Origin of the sequence: Corynebacterium sp., assembly GCF_030532715.1 — a bacterium.
In the GTDB taxonomy this organism is placed as follows: Bacteria; Actinomycetota; Actinomycetes; order Mycobacteriales; family Mycobacteriaceae; genus Corynebacterium.
Map to the genome: position 1 here is coordinate 336,080 of NZ_JAUNKO010000001.1, position 16,610 is coordinate 352,689.

Here is a 16,610-nt window from a genome sequence, read left to right on the forward strand (position 1 = left end):
CTCCTTTAAAAGCCCTCGTTGAGGTTCACGGTGTTTTCGTTGGCACCGCGGGTGTCGGTACGGCCGGGCAAGAAGGGGCTGGTGGAGGTAGCGTACGGCTTCTCACCAATGGCCTCCAGCGCCTCAGAGTTCTGCGCGTCTGGGTTCTTCATCCGGAAGTCCATGTACTCCTTGAACTTCTCCGGGGAAACCACACGCACCTCGAAGTTCATCATTGCGTGGTAGGTGCCGCACATTTCGGCGCAGCGCCCCACGAACGCACCCTCCTTCTCGATCTTTTCAATCTGGAACACGCGCTGCGACTTGTTCGCCTCCGGGTGCGGGAACGCGTCGCGCTTGAACAGGAACTCCGGCACCCAGAAGGAGTGCACCACGTCAGCCGCAGCAAGGTCGAACTCGATCGCAGTCTGCGACGGCAGCACCAGCACCGGAACCTCGTCCGTGGTACCTACGGTTTCGATCTTGTTGAAGTGCAAGAAGGAAACATCGGAGGTGGACTTGCCGTGAATCGGTCCAGCCGCAGCAGCGTGCCCGCCTTCCCCGTGGGAAGCGGTGCCTTCAGCGCCGCGAGTGGTGTCCGAGAATTCGGACGAAGCTTCAGCAGCCTTCTGGCGCTCTGCGTCCGTGCCCACATAGTCCGAGCCCGTCGGTGAAAGCTCCGACGAAACATTTGCATAACCGAACTTCCAGTTCCACTGGAATGCAGTGACGTCAACCTTGACCTTCGGATCCTTGTCCAAAGCGGTGACCTTGTCCTGGGTCTGCACAGTGAAGAAGAACAAGCCCATGACGATGATGATCGGAATGATCGTCAGCACAAGTTCCAACGGCACGTTGTACCCGGTCTGGCGGGGGAACTCATCCTTGCCTTCACGCTCCGCCTTCTTCGCCGAATAGGCGAAGAGCGACCAGAACATCAAGCCCCACATAATGATGCCGATGATCCATGCCGCAACCCAGGTCCAAACCCAGAAGTTGCCCATAGCAGTAGCCTCCGGCGTAATGCCTTCGGGCCAGCCCATGCGCAAGAAATGGCCTAACGAGCCGCCTGGTGCGGCGACATCGCAGCCAGTCAGCGTCAAGCTGCCTGCACCGATAACACCGGCAAGCAGGGCCTTTCGCCGAAAACCACGCTTGTTTCGCTGTTCCACGTGTGTCTGCCTTCCTGTCCACACAATCGCTTCAGAACGCAACGCGTCCTTTCCTAAACATTGAGGTTATCGCATAGAGGGCGGGTTTCCACTTCGATTCACCCATGAAAAAGGGCAGGCTAGGTGCGTTCCTGATAAAACAGTGAGGATTCTACTGCATGAAAGCCGCGCAAACCGAACATACGCCCTCAGTATGTAATCCAACTCACATTCGGTATCAAACGTTTGGGTACCCCCCAATGGGCGGGGCAAGGGGCCATTTAGCAGTGTTTTTAGCTCATCGGGCCACTTTCGGAACAACCTCACTCAACGATTACCCACCCGATCAGGGTTGTTCACTAGTTCCAATACGATCACGATTCACTAGCACGTTCGCACAGACCACGGCGTGACGTCTGCCGCTTCCCGTTTGCCTGAAGCGCCGCACCCCCGCATCCCACTGTGGTGTGACAAACCCGCTAGCGGTTAAGCTGTGTTGATGCGTGGCGGGTTTCGCGCCGGTTTCGCGCTTGTTTGTTGTTGGTTATTGAAGTCTCTTTAAAAGGAATTGTTGTATGTGCGGCCTCCTTGGCATGCTGACCAGTGAACAGAATGCTGCTGACTTTGTCCCGGCTATTGAGCGCGCGTTGCCGTGCATGCGGCACCGTGGCCCGGACGAGGACGGCACGTGGTCTGATGCTGATGTGGTGTTTGGTTTTAACCGGCTTTCCATTATCGATATTGCGCATTCGCACCAGCCGCTGCAATGGGGCCCCGCCGACGCTCCCGACCGTTACGCAATGACGTTTAACGGCGAGATTTACAACTACGTGGAATTGCGGGAAGAGCTGCAAGCACTCGGCTACACCTTCAATACGTCTGGCGACGGCGAACCAATCGTCGTGGGCTTCCATCACTGGGGCAAGGACGTGGTGAAGCATTTGCGCGGCATGTTTGCGTTCGCGATTTGGGATTCGCACGCTCGCGAGCTGTTTTTGGCCCGCGACCCCTTTGGCATTAAGCCGTTGTATTACGCGACGACCGCGGCAGGCACAGTGTTCGCTTCGGAGAAAAAGTCCATCTTGGAAATGGCTCCGGACATCAACTTGCCCCTCGACCTCGACTTCCGCGCCATCGAACATTACGTCGACCTTCAGTATGTGCCGGAGCCGGAATCGCTGCACAGCGCCATCCGTCGGCTGGAGTCGGGATGCTACGCCACGGTTGCGCCGGGCGGCGACCTGACCGCCGAACGCTACTTCAAACCCCAGTTCCCCGCCCAGCACGTACCTAAGGACAAGGAACAGGATCTTTTCGACCGGATCGCTCGCGCCCTCGAAGATTCCGTCGAAAAGCACATGCGCGCTGACGTGACCGTGGGCTCGTTCCTTTCCGGCGGCATTGACTCCACTGCGATCGCGGCCTTGGCCAAGCGCCACAACCCAAAGTTGCTTACCTTCACCACCGGATTCGAACGCGAAGGCTACTCCGAGGTTGACGTCGCCGCAGAATCCGCCGCCGCTATCGACGCCGAGCACATCGTCAAGGTGGTCTCCCCCGAGGAGTACGCCAACGCCATCCCGAAGATTATGTGGTACCTGGACGATCCAGTTGCGGATCCCTCCTTGGTCCCCTTGTACTTTGTGGCCGCAGAGGCCCGCAAGCACGTCAAGGTTGTACTTTCCGGCGAGGGCGCTGACGAGTTGTTCGGCGGCTACACCATCTATAAGGAGCCGTTGTCGTTGGCGCCGTTTGAAAAGGTTCCCTCCCCGTTGCGGAAGGGCATGCACCACTTGAGCCGCGTCCTCCCCGATGGCATGAAAGGTAAGTCGTTACTGGAACGCGGCTCGATGAGCATGGAGGAACGCTACTACGGCAACGCGCGCTCCTTTAACTGGGCGCAGCTCAAGCGCGTGCTTCCCGACGCCCGCCCGGAATGGGATCACAAGGACGTTACCGCCCCTATTTACGCGCAGTCCCGCCACATGGATCCGGTTGCCCGCATGCAACACCTCGACCTATTCACATGGATGCGCGGCGACATCCTGGTCAAGGCCGACAAGATCACCATGGCCAATTCTCTTGAGCTGCGTGTTCCATTCCTGGACCGCGAGGTGTTCGCTGTCGCCGAAACGATTCCTTACGATCTCAAAATCGCGCAAGGCACGACCAAGTACGCGCTCCGCCGCGCAATGGAGCAGATTGTTCCGGCCCATGTGCTCAACCGCCGCAAGTTGGGCTTCCCGGTGCCGATGCGACACTGGTTAGCCGGCGACGAGTTGTACGGCTGGGCCCAAGACACGATCAATGCGTCGCAGGCCGGCCACATCATTGACAAGCAGGCCGTCCTCGCCATGCTCAAAGAGCACCGCGACGGCGTGTCGGATCACTCGCGCCGCCTCTGGACCGTCCTCGCCTTCATGGTATGGCACGGTATTTTCGTCGAGCACCTCATCGAGCCCGACATCGAGGAACGGGACTACCCCGTCCACCTCTAATGCTCCCCCGGACCATCCGACGGGCCGAAGCAGCGGGAACCCGCCTTCGGCCCGCGGGGTCTAATTGAAGGAGTCGCCGCAGGCGCAGGATCCGCTGGCGTTGGGGTTGTCGATGGTAAAGCCTTGGGATTCGATGGTGTCCGCGAAATCAATGCGGGCACCGAGCAGGTAAGGCGCGCTCATTTTGTCTACCACCAAGCGCACGCCACCAATGGAATCTACTTTGTCGCCGTCGAGCTGGCGATCGTCGAAATACAGTTGGTAGCGCAGGCCGGCGCACCCACCGGGCTGCACGGCGATGCGCAGCGCAAGGTCGTCGCGGCCTTCTTGGTCAAGGAGAGCCTTGGCCTTTGCGGCGGCCGCGTCAGTAAGGATGACACCAGTGTTGGTTTCGGGGGCAGTCATGGATTGAAGTCTCCTTGTGTGTAATTCTATGCCGGCCCCCTAGGGTACTAGCATTAGCTGCTCATCGCACACCCGCCCAAGCTGCTCGTCGCACACCTGGCTCACTGCCCCGCATTCACGTGTTCGCCCAAAACCCTTGTAGCCTTAGAGGCGTTCGTTTTTGTTTTCCTCCCAAGGAGTGTTTCGTGGCTTCTGACACTCAGTCCGCAGATCAGCACCGTAAGGGTTATACGCCGAAAAAGGGACGTCCTACGCCGAAGCGGAATGAGGTTGAACGTGCGCGTGGCGTTCGCCGTACGCCCACGGCGCCGCCGGAGACGGCGAAGGAGGCGCGCGCGCGTCGAAAGGCATTGAAGCAGTCAATGTCCAAGGAGGAGTATAAGGCGCTCAAAAAGAAGGAGCGGGAGGAGCGTGCCGCCCGCAGCCGTGCGGTGCAGCAGGGCATTGACCGCGGCGATGAGCGTTACTTATTGGACCGGGATAAGGGCGAGGTGCGCGCGTTTGCTCGCGATTGGGTGGATGCCCGCCGGTTCTTGTCCAACGCGGTGATGCCAATGTCGTTGGTGTTGCTAGTTGGGTTGTTTATTGCCCAGTCGTACCCGGAGTCCAATACTGCGGTGTCGATGGTCGCAATGCTGGTGATGGGCACGTTTTTCATCGAGGGTTATATTCTCGGTTCGCGCGTAACCAAGGCCGCCAAGCAGCGTTTCCCGGATGCTGCGGATACTGGTTTTGCGTTGGGCTTTTACGCGTATTCGCGGGCGTCGCAGCCACGGAAGTTGCGGAGCCCGAAGCCGCGCGTGGAGATCGGCGCGGACGTTTAAGTGCGCACGCTGGTACTGGGTGGGGCCCGTTCTGGGAAGTCAGCGTTCGCGGAGTCGCTCATGCCTACGGGCGCGGTGACCTATGTGGCTACGGCGCGCCCGTGGCCCGGCGATGCGGATTTTGCGGCGCGGATTGCGGACCATGTGCGCCGCCGCCCCCCGGAATGGCGAACGGAGGATTACCGGGACGTAGTGGACGTGTTGGCGGATCCTCCGGCGGGCGCCGTGCTCGTGGATGACCTCGGCACGTGGCTCACACATGTTATCGATTCCGCAGACGCTTGGGAGCTTCCCCGTGGCACCTGCGGCCCACGTATCGACGCCCTGGTACGCGGCGTCGATACGTACACTGGCGGCGAGCTCGTGCTGGTCACCCCCGAAGTAGGTATGGGAGTTATCCCCGAACACCCCGCGGGGCGACTATTCCGTGATGAAATTGGCACATTGAATGAGCGGCTTGCCCATGTGTGCGACAAGGTGGTGCTTGTGATCGCAGGCATACCGCTCGTTGTAAAACCTCAACCCTAACAAGGAGTCATCCATGGTTCCCGCAGAACTTTTTGCCAAGGTCGACGCACCGAACTACGAAGTGCGCGAGCAAGCGGAGGCGCATCAGCTCACGCTGACCAAGCCCGCCGGCTCCCTTGGGCGTCTTGAACAGCTTGGGGTGTGGGTGAGCTCCTGCCAAGGCGTATGCCCGCCGCGAGCTATCCGCGACCCCCGCATCATTGTCTTCGCCGGCGACCACGGGGTGGCTGAGCGCGGTGTGTCCGCCTACCCCGCGGAAGTGTCCCTGCAGATGGCCGCCAACATCGACGCCGGCGGCGCGGCCATTAACGTGCTTGGTCGTGCGGCGGGGGCGTCGGTACGCGTGGTGGACATTTCGCTGAACCACGACGCGGACGGCGAATACCGGGTGCGTCGCGCCTCCGGCTGCATTGACCGTGAAGACGCCATGACCGAGGAAGAAGTCATCAAGGCAATCCAGGTCGGGCAGCGTATCGCCGATGAGGAGGTTGACGCTGGTGCGGACCTACTCATCGCCGGAGACCTCGGCATCGGAAACACCACCCCAGCCGCCGCCCTCATTGGCGCCATGACGAACTCCGAGCCCGTGGTGGTGGTTGGCCGCGGCACCGGCATCGACGACGAAGGTTGGAAGCGCAAGGTTGCCGTAGTGCGTGACGCGATGTTCCGGGTGCGCACCATGCACCACGATCCCATCGGTGTGCTGCGCAGCATTGCCTCCCCCGACCTTGCCGCAATGGCCGGTTTCCTCGCGCAGGCGGCCGTGCGCCGCACCCCCGTGATTCTCGACGGCGTAGTAGTAAGCTCCGCAGCGATCCTTGCCAATAAGCTCGCTCCCGGCGCCCGACAATGGTGGGTGGCAGGCCACCGCGGCGCAGAACCCGCCCACAAACTCGCCCTGCGCGCCCTGAAACTCGAACCGATCATCGACTTCAAGATGCGCCTCGGGGAAGGTTCCGGTGCGGCCGTGGCATTGCCCATCGTGAAAGCTGCGGTGGACATCATGATCGATATGGCCACCTTCGCTTCCGCCGGTGTCTCAGAAAAAACCGACGAGGAAGCCGCCGCAGCCGACGACGGTGACGGCACGGGCACCGCGGGTGCGGGCGCCTAGGCAACCACAATGTCCGGGAAAGCGGAGATCGTCTCCGGCGAGCACGGCCCCGCACTGCTGGAAGGTCCCGCAACGGCACTGTCGTGGCTGACGATTCTGCCCGTCGGGGGTGTAGCCACGGCGTTTGACCGCACCACTGGCCGGCGGGTGATGAATTCCCTGCCGATCGTTGGGCTGGTGCTCGCCGTACCGACCATGCTGCTGATTCTGGGACTTTCCGCCATTGGAACCCCCTCGATGTTGGTGGCGGTATTGTGCGTGGCGGGGTGGCAATGGGGAACCCGCATGCTGCACCTCGACGGCCTCGCCGATGTCGGGGACGCACTTGGTTCCCTCGCAGACCCCGCCGCCGCGCGGCTGATACTCGCCGATAAATACACCGGCGCCCTGGGCATGGGGGTCAGCATGCTCACCCTGCTTACGCAAGTCGCCGCGCTCACCGCCATCCTCGAGCGCGTCCCCGCCCCGGCGTCCGCGGCGGCTATTGGAGTGATACTAGTGGTATCCCGGATCGCGGGCATGATTCCCTGCCACCGCAAGTTTCACCCCTTGTCCGCACATGGCTTCGGCGCCATGATCATCGGTACGGTCTCCAGCCGCGCCATCGCAGCCTGGGCGATTCCCCTCGCAGCTGCCGTTGCCGCCCTCGGCGTCAGCTCCCCGACGGGGTGGCTCTTAGCCCTGCCAGCGCTGTGCGCGCTCGGCGCTGCCCTTGCCGCTGGAACCGGGCTGGCACGCCGCTTGCACAGTCGGTTCGAAGGGCTCAACGGCGATTGCGTTGGCGCCACCATCGAACTGACCGCCGCCGGCGCGGCAGTCATGTTCGTGATTGCCTTCCAGGCGACGCACACACTGCTGCTGTAACCCCAGCCGCGAACCGCGCGGCTAGATCAACCGGTGCATCCAGCCGTGGGTGTCCGGCAGCACCCCGCGCTGAATGCCGGTGAGGGTTTCCCGCAGCTGCATGGTGATCGGCCCGGGTTGGCCCCCATGAATGTTGAACTCGCCGTGGCTACTCTTGACTGAACCCACCGGCGTAATCACCGCCGCCGTGCCGCAGGCAAACGTTTCGCTCATAGCTGCTGAGGCGGCGGCTTCCTCCCACTCCGCGGTGGAAACGAGTGTCTCATCGGTGTCGTAACCGAGGTCTGCAGCGACTTGCAAGATGGAGTCGCGGGTGACCCCCGGCAACAGGGAGCCGGACAGCTTCGGGGTGACCACGCGGGCCTGAGCACCCGTGCCGTAGACGAAGAACAGGTTCATGCCGCCCATCTCCTCCACGTACTTGCGTTCGATGGCGTCCAGCCATACCACCTGATCGCACCCCTGTTCCGCCGCCTGCGCCTGCGCGAGTAACGACGCCGCGTAGTTCCCCGCAAACTTCGCTGCACCGGTCCCACCCGGGCACGCGCGCACATAGTCCTCCGACAGCCACACCGACACCGGCCTAATCCCACCGGAGAAGTACGCCCCCGCCGGCCCCGCAATCACCGCAAACACGTACTGGCTTGCAGGCCGCACCCCTAGGCACGACTCCGTAGCGATCATAAACGGGCGCACATACAGCGATTCCTCACCGCCAGCCGCGGGGATCCACTCGTGGTCCACTGCCACCAGTTGGCGGATCGCCTCAATGAAATCCGCCACCGGCAATTGCGGCATGGCCAACCGCTCTGCGGAACGCTGAAACCGCAGTGCGTTCTGCTCCGGCCGGAACGTTTGAATGCTGCCGTCCTCGTGCCGATACGCCTTCAACCCCTCGAACACGGCCTGACCGTAGTGCAGCACCGACGCCGCGGGGTCCAACTCAATCGGCTGGTACGGGACGATGCGGGCATCATGCCAGCCCTTCTCCACATTCCAATCGATGAGCACCATGTGATCGGTGTGGTATTTGCCAAACCCCGGATTGGCTAAAATTTCGGCCTTTCGCTCTGGGGTGGTCGGGTGATCCGTTTCGGAAACAGTAAAGGTCAATGCAGGCATACAGACACACTACACCCACCCGAAAGCAACCACGCGTGCGAAAACCTAGTCGCAATTCTGCGTCGGGTAGCTGGCGCACGAATCATTGTTGCGCGGCTAACTCGTCGTATCGTTAGGGTGGAAATGCCTGCGGCGTCACCAATGCTTGCTTGATCGGCTTTGCTGGCGCGGCGGCACTTTCCACCACAACAGCAACACCACATCGTCTTGGAGGATCCAGTTATCGTGGCCAAAGAGTTTACGCTTCCGGCATTCGGCATCGTTCCGGCCGTGTCCACATCGAAGAAGCTCCCGAAACGCACCGAAGCACTCCTAATTCCCGTGTTCGAGGGCGAAGATGAGGTTGTGCTCGCGGCCAGCGGGCTGTTTGACAAGAAAACCGAGTTGGAAGTTTTCCAAGCGCTCGTGGCGGTTGGAGCCACCGGTGCGGCTGAAGAAATCACCAAAGTCCCCGCCCCGAAGGCGACCGGGGTGGATGTTATCGTCGCGGTCGGTTTGGGGGATGCCGACGAAGTCACCGAAACAGCTGTGCGGCGGGCAGCGGGGGTTGCAGCCCGAAGCCTAACGGGAATCGAACGGGCCGCCACCACGTTGGGCGCATTCGGCGTGCAGGCTGCGGTGGAGGGCTTCGTGTTGGGCGCCTACACCTACCGGGGCTTACGCACCGAAAAGCTCACCCCACGCAAGACTCCGGTGGGCGAAGTTGTCTTTGTGAACGCAGACAAGACTGAGGTTGCGCAGGCGCTGATTTCCGCAGAAGCAGTGGCACTGGCTCGTGACCTTGTCAACACCGCATCCTCACACCTATACCCGGAAACCTACGCGGAGTTTGCGGCGACCTCGGCAAAGCGCGAGGGCATCAATGTCGAGGTGCTTGACCACGCCGCGCTTGCCAAAGCTGGCTTCGGCGGAATCCTCGCCGTGGGGGAAGGTTCGGCTCGGCCACCACGCCTTGTCCGGTTGACGTACCGTGCGAAGAAGGCTTCGAAGCATGTGGCGTTGGTGGGTAAGGGCGTCACCTTTGACACGGGCGGCATTTCCATCAAACCCGCCGCAAACATGGACCACATGATTATGGATATGGGCGGTTCGGCGGCGGTGCTGGCCGCGATCATCGCCGCCGCGCGCCTGAAACTGCCGGTCAATGTGACCGCGACAATCCCGTTAGCGGAGAACATGCCCGGCGGTGGTGCGTACCGGCCGGGTGACGTGATCACGCACTACGGGGGCACCACGTGCGAGATTATGAATACGGATGCGGAGGGCCGCCTTATCCTTGCCGACGCGATCGCACGCGCCTGCGAAGATGACCCGGATTACCTCATTGAGGCCGCTACGCTCACCGGCGCGCAGCTGGTGGCGTTGGGGACCCGCACCACCGGCGTAATGGGCAGCGATGAATTACGCGATCGCATTGCCGCGCTCGGCCGCGAGGTGGACGAGCCCACATGGGCGATGCCGATCCCTGAGGAAACCGCAGCCTCACTGAAGTCCCCAGTGGCAGACCTGCGCAACCTGCCAAATCACCGCAATGCGGGCATGCTGGCCGCCGGATACTTCCTCGAACAATTCGTCGCTGATGGTGTCGAATGGGCGCACTTGGACATCGCGGGGCCGGCTTTCAACGCCGAAAGCGCACACGGATTCACCCCGGCCCGCGGGACGGGCGCGCCCGTGCGCACACTGATCGCCGCGTTGCGTGACATCGCGGAGAAGGGTTAATTCCCGTCCGGTAGTTCGCCGCGCTCAAAACGGGCGCGGCGTTCGCGTTGTTCCTGGCGTTTCCGCAGGATCCTGTCGCGCTCTATTTTCGCGCGCATGCGTTGCGGGTAGCCGGTCTCCTCCACGTCGTACACAGGCACATTCAGCAGTCGAACAAGTGCATCAATTCCTTTGGGTCCGCCGATGCGGCGACGGGTAAAATCACCATGTTCGTCGACGAGCACTGCGCTCATCTCATTGACCACGGTTTCGGGTTCGATATACGCCTCGACAAATGCCCGCCCAACTACCCACGAACGTAGGTAATCGCGGTCCTCTGGCCTGATTGTTTCTCCCGGCGCACGGGGTGGTTTCAGGCTGGATTTGGCGCGGTTTCGGCCGAAAATGTTGAACACAGCACACAATTCTATGAGTAAAACTGTGGTTTGTGCCTACCCTGCCGCAACAAAGCCAACGCCGAACCGGTACGCTTTGCTGTATTAGGACCGTAACAAAACGACTTTTCCAAGGAGTCTGACACAATGGCGTTCTCCGTTGAGATGCCCGAACTGGGCGAATCCGTCACCGAGGGTACAATCACCCGATGGCTGAAGCAGGTTGGTGATACCGTCGCCGCTGACGAGCCGTTGCTGGAGGTCTCCACCGACAAGGTCGACACTGAGATTCCGTCCCCGGCTGCGGGTGTCCTTTTGAAAATCTTGGCGGATGAAGATGACACCGTTGACGTCGGCGCCGTAATCGCAGAAATCGGCGAAGCAGGCGAAGCGCCAGCCGACACCGCGGCCGCCGAAGCAACACCCGCCCCCGCCGCAGCTACTGATTCCGCGCAAAGCGGTGCCGGGGATGCCGGTGCCGCGGGTGAGGCCACCGACATTGAGATGCCGGAGTTGGGCGAGTCGGTCACCGAAGGCACCATCACCCGCTGGTTGAAGGCCGTCGGCGATACCGTCGAGGTAGATGAACCACTGTTGGAGGTCTCCACCGACAAGGTCGACACCGAGGTACCCTCCCCCGTGGCCGGCACCGTGGTGGAAATCCTCGCCGAAGAAGACGACACCGTCGACGTCGGCGCCGTGATCGCCCGCGTGGGCTCCGGTGCCGCCAAGCCCGCCGCCGCGGAAGCCCCGAAGCAGGAAACCCCCAAGCCGACCCCGGCACCGGAACCGAAGGCCGAGCCAAAGCAAGAGGCTGCAGGTGACGCCACCGACATTGAAATGCCGGAATTGGGCGAGTCGGTCACCGAAGGCACCATCACCCGCTGGTTGAAGGCCGTCGGCGATACCGTCGAGGTAGATGAACCACTGTTGGAGGTCTCCACCGACAAGGTCGACACCGAGGTACCCTCCCCCGTGGCCGGCACCGTGGTGGAAATCCTCGCCGAAGAAGACGACACCGTCGACGTCGGCGCCGTGATCGCCCGCGTGGGCTCCGGTGCCGCCAAGCCCGCCGCCGCGGAAGCCCCGAAGCAGGAAACCCCCAAGCCGACCCCGGCACCGGAACCGAAGACCGAGCCAAAGCAAGAGGCCGCGCCAAAGGTTGAGGCCGCACCGAAGGTGGAGGCTAAGCCGGAGGTGGCCGCGAAGGTGGAGGCACCGAAGGCCGCCGCCAAGAGCAACGACAATGAGGGTGTCCCGTACGTGACCCCACTGGTGCGCAAGCTTGCTGATAAGCACGGCATTGATTTGCGTACCATCACCGGCACCGGCGTTGGTGGCCGTATCCGCAAGCAGGATGTGCTTGCTGCGGCGAAGCAGGGTGACACCGCGGAGGCAGCACCTGAGGCGCCGAAGTCCGCTGCTTCCACGAAGGGTGTAGACCCGGCAAAGGCAGCGCTGCGTGGCACCACGCAGCGGGTGAACCGTATCCGCGAGATCACTGCAAAGAAGACTCTGGAATCCCTGCATTCCGCAGCGCAGCTTACCCAGCTGCACGAGGTTGATATGACCAAGGTTGCGGATCTGCGGAAGGCTTCCAAGGCAGCGTTCCAGGCGAAGTACGGGGTGAACCTGACGTACCTGCCGTTCTTTGCCAAGGCGATCGTGGAGGCGCTGGTTTCCCACCCGAACGTCAACGCGTCCTACAACGCGGACACCAAGGAAATGACCTACCACTCCCAGGTGAACCTTGGTATCGCGGTGGACACCCCGGCTGGCCTGCTGTCCCCGGTGATTCACAACGCGCAGGACATGACCCTGCCGGAGTTAGCGAAGGCCATTGTGGATATTGCGGATCGCGCGCGCAACAACAAGCTCAAGCCCGCCGATCTGATGGGTGGCACGTTCACCATCACCAATATTGGTTCCGAGGGCGCTTTGTCGGACACCCCGATTTTGGTGCCGCCGCAGGCCGCCATGATCGGCACCGGCGCGATTGTGAAGCGCCCCGTGGTGATCACCGAAGACGGGGTCGATGCGATCGCGGTGCGCCAGATGGTGTTCCTGCCGATGACCTACGACCACCAGGTGATTGACGGCGCCGACGCGGGCCGCTTCCTCACCACCGTGCGGGATCGCCTGGAGACGGCGAACTTCGCGGGCGATTTGGACCTCTAATCGCCTAGGCCCCAGTTCCCCAATACACCCCGTCGGCTTCGCGGCTAGCGGGGTGTTTTGCCGCCGAAACTCGCCGCCGCTTTGAAATTTTTGTTCGTTTTCGATTGAAGGCTTTTGCACCATGACCGCCGCCCCCCGCCCGCCGTTTACTGCCGCAGACCAGCCAATCCGCGACGTCGATACGCCGCTTAAGGTGCATTGGTTAGGCGAAGTGGATTACGTGCAAGCTTGGGAACGCCAAGCGGAACTTGCGGCGCAGCGAGCGCGCGGGGAAATCACTGATCAGCTACTGTTTTTGGAGCACCCAAGTACGTACACGGCAGGCAAGCGCACGCAACCGGAGGACCGCCCGACCAACGGTTTGCCGTGCGTAGATGTGGATCGCGGCGGCCGCATTACGTGGCACGGCCCTGGGCAGCTGGTGTGTTACCCGATTGTGAAGCTTGCCGAACCCGTTGATGTGGTCGATTATGTGCGGCGCGTGGAGGAAGCAATTATTCAAGTGTTGCGCACGTCCGGGTTGCCTGGCGCTGGGCGGATCGAGGGTCGCTCTGGGGTGTGGCTGACCTCCCCGGACCGGAAGTTAGCGGCGCTGGGTATCCGGGTGACGCGCGGAGTGACCATGCACGGGCTGGCGTTGAACTGCAACAATACGTTGGAGTTTTACCACCACATCGTGCCGTGCGGGATTATCGACGCCGGTGTGAGCACCCTCAGCGCCGAGCTTGGGCGCAACGTGGAGCCGCAGGAAATGATTACCCCGCTTGCCGACGCCCTCGCCGCAGCGTTTTCCGGCGAACTCACCGTGGCGGACCACACGTTGGCTATACGCCCTGAGCCATCATAAGTTCGACAACGGCCTTATGGCGGGCCTGTTCGTCGGCGTGTTGGTAGGCGCCGAGGCGGAGTTCTTCGGCGATGTGGCCGTCTACAAGCACGACGAGCCGGTCGGCGCGCACCGCCACCATGGGGTCGTGGGTGACCAACACGATCGTGGTGCCGTCGCGGTTAATGTCCTGCAACAAATCGAGAATTTGTGCGGAGGTAGCGGAGTTGAGCGCGCCGGTGGGTTCGTCTCCAAACAGCATTTCCGGTTGATTGATCAACGCCCGGCAAATACCTGCACGCTGCAATTGCCCGCCCGAAACTTCCGTCACGGTACGCTGCGCAAGCTGGGCAATCCCGGCGCGTTCCATGAGCTGTTCCGCGCGAGTCACAATCTCTGCCCGCGGCGACGTGCCGGCGAGGAACCCCGGCAGGATGACGTTATCCAGGATGCCCAACGATTGCAGCAGGTTCGGCTGCTGGAACACAAAGCCGAATTTGGTGAGCCGCAATCTGGCAAGCTCCGCCTCCGATAATTGTGTCAACGATTGTCCTCGGAACGTCACGTCCCCGGAGGTGGGGCGATCGAGGCCGCTGAGTGCGTGCAGCAACGTGGATTTGCCGGAGCCGGAGGGGCCCATGATAGCCACGAACTCTCGTTCGTCAACGGTGAAGTCGATACCGTCGAGCACACGGGTTTGGTATTCCTTGACCAGGTTGGTTGCGGTAAGCATGACGTTAAGAGACCTTTCGTATCGTGCGGGTAGCTGCGGCGGTGGCTGCAAGCACCACGCCAATCAACAACAGCGGCATTACCACCCAGGACAACAACGGGTTGGGCAATAGCTGCACGCCAGGGGCCCCGAGCAATCCCAACACCCCGCGCAGCGCGCCGCCGCCGAGCAGCGGTACAGCGAGGGTTCCCACTAGGGTGCCAACCACGCCGATTGCGCCGAAGCGGGTGAGGTATTGCATGACCAGCCCACGCTCCGAGGCACCAATTGCCCGCAACGTGCGCACCTCCAGCCGTTCCTGATGGATCACCAAGATCAAAAACAGGGTGGTTACCAGGAACACCAAGGCGGCGGCGACGGCGGCGGCGAGCACCGCGACGATTTGCAATTGCGCCGAGGTGGCACCAAAAGTTTGCCGGCTAAAGTCCCTAATGGAACTCACCTTCGCCGTTGGGAAAGCGCTTGCGAGCTGCTCCACAATCGCATCCGTGTTCGCCTCGTCCGTGACGTCGAGGTACAGCACCTGCCACACCACCGGCGTGGTGTCCTCGAACGTCGCCTTGGCAGTCAACCCGCCGTTGGTGATGTCCTGATAGGTGCCAGTGACGGTGAGCTCGTGGGTGGCATCCCCGGCCCGCAGTTTCACCGCGTCGCCCGGCGCGACGTCCAACGTCTTCGCCTGATTGATTGACAACGCAATTTCATCGCTGGCCGTAGGCGCGACGCCATCCTGGTAGGTCAATGGGAACACACCATGGTCACCGCGCTCCACCACGATTTGATCCCAACCGTCGCTTGTTTGAATTTCGTACCGGTTCGACACCAACGTCACAGACTTGGCAACCTCCGCGTTGCCAGCGATGCTTTGTTCGATTGTCCCGATATCCACGCCGCCTTCACGCACGTCCACTCGGACGTCCGCATTGCCGATGCCTAGGTAGGTGGCAAAGCGCGGGTCGTCAATGGTGGACACCACCGCCGACGGCAGAATCATCAGCAGCGCGCTGACCACCATCACGCCAACCAACAGGAGGTTCGCCGGCCGCACCGCTTCCGACAGTCCGATCCATTGATGCACCGGCATCCGCGCACTCTTGGCCAGCCGCAACCGACGAACACCTGACTGTTTCGGGGAATTGCCGCGGCGCAGCACCTCCGTGGCGGACACGGTGCGCAACCGCCGCAGCAGGAGCCAACAAAACAGCACGATCGACGCCGGCACTACCACCGCGGCAATCACCGGCGGCAGAATCGTCCACGCGCTGTGATGGACCTCGCCCAGATACACCAGTACCAGCCGCATCGCACTGCGCGTCATTGGTATCGCCGCCAACGCGCCAATAAGGGTGCCAGCAACCGCAAGCGCTGCGTATTTCACAAGGTAGAGGCGCTTGACGTCGCGTTCCGACGCCCCGATCGCCTTCAGCGTGCCAATTTCCGCCATGTCGTTTTCCATGGCGGTAAGGAATGCGAACCGCAACGCCAAGGCCGAAATGCATACCAGGAAGGTTGCGATAATCAGCGCCAACACCACTACAAGCAAGGTGGTCAGGCCGTTCATGAGGCGGAAGATGGAGGCGTCCACGCTAATGCCCCGCTTGGGCAGGTCAGACTCGGCGTAGGCATCCACAAACGCGCTGACATCCGCCCCTTGCACAAGCTTGAATTCGATGATGTATTCGGGTTCAAGGTGGGGGTTGATCGCAGCGAAATCCTCCTCATTAATCACCATGCGCTTCGAGGTGACCATCGAAGGATTCATCTGCACGTCCCGCACAAACGACGAGACCTTAAACTCCCGTTCGAAACCGTCAATGTCGATGCGAACGGTATCGCCAAGCGCGAGCGCCCCAATTGCCAGGTAATGGACCGGCATGCCGATCTCCCCTGGCCCGGGGTCCACGCGATTGCCTTGTTCGTCCAGCAACACATCGAACCGTTCCGGCGAGAGGACAAACGCCGGTTCGAGAACGCTATCGGCTTGGTTTTGGCCATTGAGCCACAATTGCGAACCCGGCAACGGCAGCGTGCGCAGCGCCTGATAATCCGCCACATCGGTGCGCCCCTCGGCCCAGGCCGCCACGGAGTCGGCGTCGATATCCCCGGTATGCATTTGCACCACATCTGGCGGCGAAGACTTGCGCCACAACGCGTCCACGGCGCTCATAGTCTGCGCAGTGAGGGAGGCGGACATCACGATCAACGCGGCCGCCAACGCAATAAGCACCGTTAACGTCACGGAAATCCCCACACTGCGTTTGAAATCCCCCAACAGCATTCTTCGAAACACCG

General features: G+C 61.7%; 14 protein-coding genes. 8 read left to right on the forward strand and 6 right to left on the reverse strand.

What is annotated here, in order from left to right:
* Positions 1-5 precede the first annotated feature (5 nt).
* Entirely contained in the window at positions 6-1,151 is a 1,146-nt protein-coding gene (locus Q4D83_RS01575; protein ID WP_303172376.1) for a cytochrome c oxidase subunit II, read from the reverse strand.
* Positions 1,152-1,705: 554 nt separating this feature from the next.
* Between Q4D83_RS01575 and asnB the strand changes: the two genes are divergently transcribed.
* On the forward strand, positions 1,706-3,628 hold the full coding sequence (gene asnB, locus Q4D83_RS01580; protein WP_303172378.1) for an asparagine synthase (glutamine-hydrolyzing): 1,923 nt from the start codon (positions 1,706-1,708) through the stop codon (positions 3,626-3,628).
* A 60-nt stretch (positions 3,629-3,688) separates the two neighbouring features.
* Here asnB and Q4D83_RS01585 read toward each other — a convergent pair whose 3' ends face one another.
* On the reverse strand, positions 3,689-4,033 hold the full coding sequence (locus Q4D83_RS01585) for an iron-sulfur cluster assembly accessory protein (protein ID WP_303172379.1): 345 nt from the start codon (positions 4,031-4,033) through the stop codon (positions 3,689-3,691).
* 185 nt (positions 4,034-4,218) lie between these two features.
* On the opposite strand from Q4D83_RS01585, the gene Q4D83_RS01590 reads away from it, so the two are divergent.
* The 4 genes from Q4D83_RS01590 to Q4D83_RS01605 are packed head-to-tail and all read left to right on the forward strand — an operon-like array spanning position 4,219 to position 7,363.
* Positions 4,219-4,857, forward strand: a complete 639-nt coding sequence (locus tag Q4D83_RS01590) for a DUF3043 domain-containing protein (protein WP_303172381.1) — start codon at positions 4,219-4,221, stop codon at positions 4,855-4,857.
* Entirely contained in the window at positions 4,858-5,385 is a 528-nt protein-coding gene (locus Q4D83_RS01595; protein ID WP_303172383.1) for a bifunctional adenosylcobinamide kinase/adenosylcobinamide-phosphate guanylyltransferase, read from the forward strand.
* 13 nt (positions 5,386-5,398) lie between these two features.
* A complete protein-coding gene (cobT, locus tag Q4D83_RS01600) occupies positions 5,399-6,499 on the forward strand; it encodes a nicotinate-nucleotide--dimethylbenzimidazole phosphoribosyltransferase (RefSeq protein ID WP_303172385.1) in 1,101 nt (366 codons plus the stop codon).
* A 9-nt stretch (positions 6,500-6,508) separates the two neighbouring features.
* Positions 6,509-7,363: an adenosylcobinamide-GDP ribazoletransferase gene (locus Q4D83_RS01605; RefSeq protein WP_303172386.1), complete on the forward strand. Its 855-nt coding sequence runs from the start codon at positions 6,509-6,511 to the stop codon at positions 7,361-7,363.
* 21 nt (positions 7,364-7,384) lie between these two features.
* On the opposite strand, the gene Q4D83_RS01610 is transcribed toward Q4D83_RS01605, so the two are convergent.
* Positions 7,385-8,485 (reverse strand): branched-chain amino acid aminotransferase, encoded by a 1,101-nt coding sequence (locus tag Q4D83_RS01610; protein WP_303172387.1) that lies wholly within the window; start codon positions 8,483-8,485, stop codon positions 7,385-7,387.
* A 225-nt stretch (positions 8,486-8,710) separates the two neighbouring features.
* Here Q4D83_RS01610 and Q4D83_RS01615 point away from each other — a divergent pair, with 225 nt between their 5' ends.
* A complete protein-coding gene (locus Q4D83_RS01615) occupies positions 8,711-10,207 on the forward strand; it encodes a leucyl aminopeptidase (RefSeq protein WP_303172389.1) in 1,497 nt (498 codons plus the stop codon).
* Here Q4D83_RS01615 and Q4D83_RS01620 read toward each other — a convergent pair.
* Complete coding sequence (locus Q4D83_RS01620; protein ID WP_303172390.1) at positions 10,204-10,602, reverse strand: oxidoreductase; 399 nt, start codon at positions 10,600-10,602, stop codon at positions 10,204-10,206. The genes Q4D83_RS01615 and Q4D83_RS01620 overlap by 4 nt on opposite strands.
* Before the next feature lie 126 nt (positions 10,603-10,728).
* Between Q4D83_RS01620 and sucB the strand changes: the two genes are divergently transcribed.
* Both sucB and lipB read left to right on the forward strand, forming a co-directional pair.
* Entirely contained in the window at positions 10,729-12,759 is a 2,031-nt protein-coding gene (gene sucB / locus Q4D83_RS01625; protein ID WP_303172391.1) for a 2-oxoglutarate dehydrogenase, E2 component, dihydrolipoamide succinyltransferase, read from the forward strand.
* Between the two features lie 121 nt (positions 12,760-12,880).
* The gene (gene lipB, locus Q4D83_RS01630) at positions 12,881-13,606 is read left to right on the forward strand and encodes a lipoyl(octanoyl) transferase LipB (protein WP_303172392.1); all 726 of its coding nucleotides are present in this window, start codon (positions 12,881-12,883) and stop codon (positions 13,604-13,606) included.
* Here the strand turns inward: lipB and Q4D83_RS01635 are convergent.
* Both Q4D83_RS01635 and Q4D83_RS01640 read right to left on the reverse strand, forming a co-directional pair.
* Entirely contained in the window at positions 13,584-14,318 is a 735-nt protein-coding gene (locus Q4D83_RS01635; protein WP_303172393.1) for an ABC transporter ATP-binding protein, read from the reverse strand. The genes lipB and Q4D83_RS01635 overlap by 23 nt on opposite strands.
* Positions 14,319-14,322: 4 nt before the next feature.
* Positions 14,323-16,608: an ABC transporter permease gene (locus tag Q4D83_RS01640; RefSeq protein ID WP_303172395.1), complete on the reverse strand. Its 2,286-nt coding sequence runs from the start codon at positions 16,606-16,608 to the stop codon at positions 14,323-14,325.
* Positions 16,609-16,610: the final 2 nt, after the last annotated feature.